General features: G+C 73.7%; 4 protein-coding genes and 2 pseudogenes. 5 read left to right on the top strand and 1 reads right to left on the bottom strand.

What is annotated here, in order from left to right:
- Positions 1-332: 332 nt before the first annotated feature.
- Positions 333-863, bottom strand: a pseudogene (locus AB0G02_RS27380) (SDR family NAD(P)-dependent oxidoreductase); the annotation flags it as partial.
- 100 nt (positions 864-963) lie between these two features.
- On the opposite strand from AB0G02_RS27380, the gene AB0G02_RS27375 reads away from it, so the two are divergent.
- The 5 genes and pseudogenes from AB0G02_RS27375 (at position 964) to AB0G02_RS27355 (ending at position 5,175) form a co-directional block, all read left to right on the top strand.
- Positions 964-1,920 (top strand): exopolyphosphatase, encoded by a 957-nt coding sequence (locus tag AB0G02_RS27375; RefSeq protein WP_360799091.1) that lies wholly within the window; start codon positions 964-966, stop codon positions 1,918-1,920.
- 10 nt (positions 1,921-1,930) lie between these two features.
- Positions 1,931-2,503, top strand: a complete 573-nt coding sequence (locus AB0G02_RS27370) for an STAS domain-containing protein (protein ID WP_360799088.1) — start codon at positions 1,931-1,933, stop codon at positions 2,501-2,503.
- Between the two features lie 112 nt (positions 2,504-2,615).
- A pseudogene (locus AB0G02_RS27365) lies at positions 2,616-2,714 on the top strand (DUF4383 domain-containing protein); the annotation flags it as partial.
- 64 nt (positions 2,715-2,778) lie between these two features.
- Positions 2,779-3,408, top strand: a complete 630-nt coding sequence (locus tag AB0G02_RS27360) for a hypothetical protein (RefSeq protein WP_360799085.1) — start codon at positions 2,779-2,781, stop codon at positions 3,406-3,408.
- Between the two features lie 195 nt (positions 3,409-3,603).
- Positions 3,604-5,175, top strand: coding sequence for a S8 family serine peptidase (locus AB0G02_RS27355; protein ID WP_360799082.1), 1,572 nt, complete (start codon positions 3,604-3,606; stop codon positions 5,173-5,175).
- The last annotated feature ends 147 nt before the right edge of the window (positions 5,176-5,322 follow it).

Below are 5,322 nucleotides of genomic sequence, written 5' to 3'. Positions count from 1 at the left end.
AGCTCGTCCGGCTCATCCGCATCGCGGTGACCGACCTGGGCGTGACCGACGTCCGGTTCACCGGCGGCGAGCCGCTGCTGAGGCCCGGCCATCCCGCGCATCGCCCGCGCCTTCACCGGGTCGGGCACGACCCGGCCCGCGACCGCCTGCGCCTTGGTGCGCAACGACGCGGCCACCACGTGGTCGTCACCGTCCATCAGGGCCTTGAACCCGGCCCGCGCGACGTCCGCCGGGTCGTCCTTGGGGCCGGTCGCGACCTTGGTGTCGGTCATGCCCGCCCGGCGGAAGAAGTCGGTGTCCGTGGGGCCCGGCATCAGCGCCGTCACGGTCACCCCGCTGTCGCGCAGCTCCTCCCGCAACGACTGCGAGAACGACGCCAGGAACGCCTTCGACGCCGCGTACACCGAGTGGAACGGTCCGGGCGCGGTCGCCGCCACCGACGAGGTGATCAGCACCCGGCCGGACCCGCGCTCGACCATCGCGGGCACCAGCCGCTTCGCCAGGTGCACCGCCGACCCGATGTTGAGGTCCACCACCCGCAGGTGCGAGCGCAGGTCGCTGTCGTCCACGAAGTCGCCGCCGATGCCCACCCCGGCGTTGATCGCCAACGCGTCCACCGGCCGCCCGACGCCCTCGACCACCGCGACCAGGTCCTCGTTGCCCGCGAACGTGGCCAGGTCCGCCCGCACCGGGTCGACCCGCGCCCCACCGGACGCCAACTCCCGCGCCACGTCGTGCACCAGGTCGTTCTCGGCCGCCACGACCAGGTCGAACCCGTGCTCGACGAACACCCTCGCCAGCTCCAGCCCGATCCCGCTGGACGCGCCGGTCACCACCGCCAACGGCCTCTCCGGAGAACTCATGGTCGTGAACTACCCGCAGTCGGATCACCCAATCGCGTTTCACCCGACGCGCCGGCGGGCACCCCGTCCGGTACCTCTCACTCGCGGATGGTGGTGACGTATGTCCGGAAGACCGGGACAGGTCGGTGTGCTCGACGTCGGCTGCTTCAGCGCACACCTCGTCGTGGTCTCCGGCTCGCCGCTGCACCCGGTCCTCTCGCACAAGACCCGCCTCCGGCTCGACCAGGCGCTCGACCGGCACAACCGACTCCGGCCGGAAGGCGTCAACCAGGTCGTGAACGCCGTCCGCACCGCGCACCGGATAGCCGAACGGGCCGGCGTGTCCGGGATCGTGCCGTTCGCCACCTCGATCATCCGCGACGCGCCCAACGCCGACCAGGTCATCTCCGAGGTCGCCAGGCGCACCGGCACCGAGCTGCGCGTGCTGCCGGGCAGGGAAGAGGCCCGACTGGCGTACCGGGCCGCCCGGCAGTGGTTCGGCTGGCACCTCGGCCCGATGCTGGTGCTCGACGTCGGCGGCGGCACGGTGGAACTCGCGGCGGGTGAGGACGTGGAGCCGTCGCTGACCCGTTCGCTGCCGCTCGGGGCCCGCGCGGTGACCCGTCGCCTCGACCTGGACCGGGCCCTGGCGCGCGACCACCGCGGCCTGGCCCGCGGTCAGGTGCTGGTGCACGACCGCGTGGTGGCGGCGCTGGAGGGTGCGTCCCTCTCCGACCACCGGGCCGTCGGCTGCTCGAAGGTGTTCCAGCAGTTGGCGCGGCTGGCCGGCGCCCGACCGCAGCACGAGGGCCCGTTCGTGCCGCGCACCCTGCGCCTGGCCGACCTGCGCGGCTGGATACCCAGGCTGGCCCGGATGCCCGCGCCCAAGCGGGCCCGCCTGCCGGGCATCTCCCGGCACCGCGCCGGGCAGTCGCTGGCGGGTGCGCTGGTCGCGGAGGCGTTGATGGTGGCCACCGGGCACGACGAGGTGCGGATATGCCCCTGGTCGACGAGGGAAGGGCTGTTGTTGTCCCTGATCGGGACGGGCGATGACGACGAGTACTGCAGGGTGGCGTGAAGGGGTCGGGATGCTGGCGCTGTCGGTCGAGGCCCACCGGACGGGGTGCGCGGTGGTCGTGGCGACCGGGGAGTTGGACCTGGCGGGCGCGCGTCGGGTGCTGGACCGGATGGACCGCTTGATCACCGAGGGACGCGACCGGGTCGTGCTGGACATGTCCGGGGTGGCGTTCTGCGGTGCGCAGGCGATGAGCGCGCTGGTCCGCACGAGGGCGAGGGCCCAGCGGGCGGGCGGTTGGCTGCGGCTGGCCGCCGTGCCGCCGCACGTGCGGCGGGTGTTCGAGCGCACGGACCTGGACCGGCTGTTCCCGCGGTACCCGGACGTGGTGTCGGCGGCGACCGGTCGTGCCGTGACGAGCGTCGAGGAACGCGCGGCGGCGACCGCCCGCGCCGCTTCGGGCGGTGACGGGCGTGTCGTGTCGACGGGTGCGGTGGTGGGCGACGGTCGTGCCGCTGCCGGGCGCGGTCGGCGGGTGGTGTCCAGGGGTGGCGGACGCCCGGGACCCGGCGGCGACGCGCGGGGCGGCGCGGAGGACGGGCGGGCCGGCGCGAGCGGTGACGGGAAGGTCGGCTCGGGCTGGTGACCTCGGGTGACAGCCCGTTTCGGGGGTCGGTCGCGGGGTAGTCGAGCGGGACCACCGCCGCGGGCGAGGTGATCCGCACGGGTGATCACGCGTCCGAGCACCCGGTGCGCGCGGCGGTGGCGTGCCGCACCTCGTGCTGTGGCGCTACGGCCTGTTGGTGGACAAGGGGAGCGAGGCGGACTCCGTGCCGGTGAACGACGCTGACCACTGGTCGCCCCCGGGGCCGCGCCTCCGCGCGGTCGCGTCGGCGTGGGAGGACGACCGGGGTGCGGGCCGTGCCTGACCTCGTCGAGCCCGCGTTCCGGGCGCTGGCCGCCGCACGGGACGCCAAGGCCTTCCACCCGCGCGGCCGGTGGTTCGAGGGCACGCTGACCACGACCTACGACCCCGCCCTGCCGCTGCCGGTCGGGGAGACCGAGGTGGCGGGCCGGTTGTCCAAGGGCGCGGGCACGCCGGGCGGGCTGCCCGACGTGCTCGGCCTGGCGTTCCGGTTGCCGGGACCGTGGGACGTGCTGCTGTCCACCTCCTTCGCCCGCGTGCTGCCGCGGCCCGCGCGGACGTGGACCAGCGCCCGGTACGGCAGCATCACCCCGTTCCGCTGGCAGGGTCGGCTGGTGTGGCTGGCCGCGGTGCCCGACCCGCGGCGGACCGCGTCGGCGGCGCTGGACGACCTGCCCGCCGAGCTCGGGTTCACGCTGGAGGTCGGCGGACCGTGGCGGCCGGTCGGCAGGCTCGTCGTCCGACCGCTGGACGTCGACCGGGACCTGCCCGCGCTCGACCCGGTCCGGAACCGACCGGCGGGCTTGGACCTGGCGCCCGCCGTGCTCGCCCGTGCCCGGGAGAGGGCCTATCGGGGCAGTCGACGCGGCCGTTCGCCCGATCCAGTGACTGCTCCGGATGCATGATCGCGCACTGCGCCGGGTAGTCGAACGGCATGACGACCCCGTCGACCTCCGGAGATCACCGGCCCGTCGCTTCGCGCAGCCCTGCGTGCCGCTGTCCGGGTTGGTAGGGGTTCCCGTCACCGGAGGGTGGGTCCACATGGCCGCCGGTCTTCACCAACACCCCTGCTGGGCGGCCGAGTGGAACGGAGACGACCGATGCGAGACGCTCGCTCGACCCGGCGACGGGTCCTCACCGCCTGCCTGGCGACGGCGGCCCTGCTGCTGATCGGGATCGGCCACGGCTACGCCTCCCGGCAACCGGAGGGCACCGTCCTCGGCACCGACCAGCCGGAGGCGGTGGAGGGCAGCTACATCGTGGCGCTGCGGGAGAACGCGGTCAGCATGGAGCAGACGCCGCAGGTGGCCGAGGAGCTGGTCACCAGGTACGGCGGCGAGGTGAAGCTGACCTACACCACCGCCCTGCGCGGGTTCTCGGCCGCCATGAGCGTGGCGCAGGCGCGCAGGCTCGCGGCCGACCCGTCGGTGCGGTACGTCGAGCAGGACGGCACCGCGCACGCCACCGACACCCAGGAGAACCCGACGTGGGGCCTGGACCGGGTGGACCAGAAGAACCTGCCGCTGGACAAGAAGTACAACTACAAGAGCAAGGGCGAAGGCGTCACGGCGTACGTGATCGACACCGGCATCCACAAGGCGCACACCGACTTCGGCGGCCGGGCGACCGACGGACACGACTTCATCGACAACGACGGGGAAGCGCAGGACTGCCACGGTCACGGCACCCACGTGGCGGGCACCATCGGCTCCACCACTTACGGCCTGGCCAAGGCCGTGAAGCTGGTCGGCGTGCGGGTGCTCAACTGCCAGGGTTCCGGTCAGTGGTCGCAGATCGTCGGCGGCCTGGACTGGGTGGCGCAGCACGCGGCGAAGCCCGCCGTCGCCAACATGAGCCTCGGCGGTTCGGCCAACACCTCGGTGGACGACGCGGTCAAGAAGCTCGTCGCGGCCGGCGTCACCGTCGCCGTGGCCTCCGGCAACGACGGCCGCGACGCCTGCAACACCTCGCCGGCGCGCACGCCGGAGGCGATCACGGCCAACGCGACCGACAACGCGGACAACAAGGCGAGCTTCTCCAACTTCGGCCGCTGCACCGACATCTTCGCGCCCGGCCTGAACATCACCTCGACCTGGAACAACGGCGGTGAGCGCACGATCAGCGGCACGTCGATGGCGTCGCCGCACGTGGCGGGCGCGGCCGCGCTGTACCTGGGGGCCGACAAGCTGGCCGCACCGGCCGACGTGGCCAAGGCCCTGGTCGACAACGCCGTCGGCGACGTGGTCAAGAACCCGGGCGGCAGCTCGCCGAACAAGCTGCTGTTCAGCGGGTTCATCGGCGGTGACGACCCCAAGCCCCCGACCTGCGCCGGCGGGTCGAACGCCGACGACGTGGCGATCCCCGACGCGGGCGAGGCGGTGACGTCGACGATCACCGTGGCCGACTGCGAGGGCAAGGGCACCCCGACGACCTCGGTGAAGGTGGACATCGTGCACCCGTACACCGCGGACCTCGCGGTGGACCTGGTCGGTCCCGGCGGCGCGGTGTTCCCGCTGCGGCCCGCGAACGGCGAGAACTCCGCGGACGGCATCCACCAGACGTTCAAGGTGGACACGTCGGCGGAGACCAAGAACGGCGCGTGGAAGTTGCGGGTGAAGGACGTCAACACCTACGACACCGGCACCATCGACGCCTGGTCCATCGCGTTCTGACGCGCCGGGTCGACCGGTCGCGAGGGTGCGGGCGGGCGGGAGCCGACCCGGGCGCCCGCCCGCCCGTCGAGCCGCCGGGTTCCCGCGGGGGGCGGTTCCGCACCCGGACAGGGGCCGCTGCCGGCCGGGGCCGCGCCGTGCGGGGAG

Source organism: Actinosynnema sp. NPDC023658, assembly GCF_040639995.1.
Taxonomy (GTDB): domain Bacteria; phylum Actinomycetota; class Actinomycetes; order Mycobacteriales; family Pseudonocardiaceae; genus Actinosynnema.
This window is presented reverse-complemented; position numbering and strand designations above follow the sequence as displayed.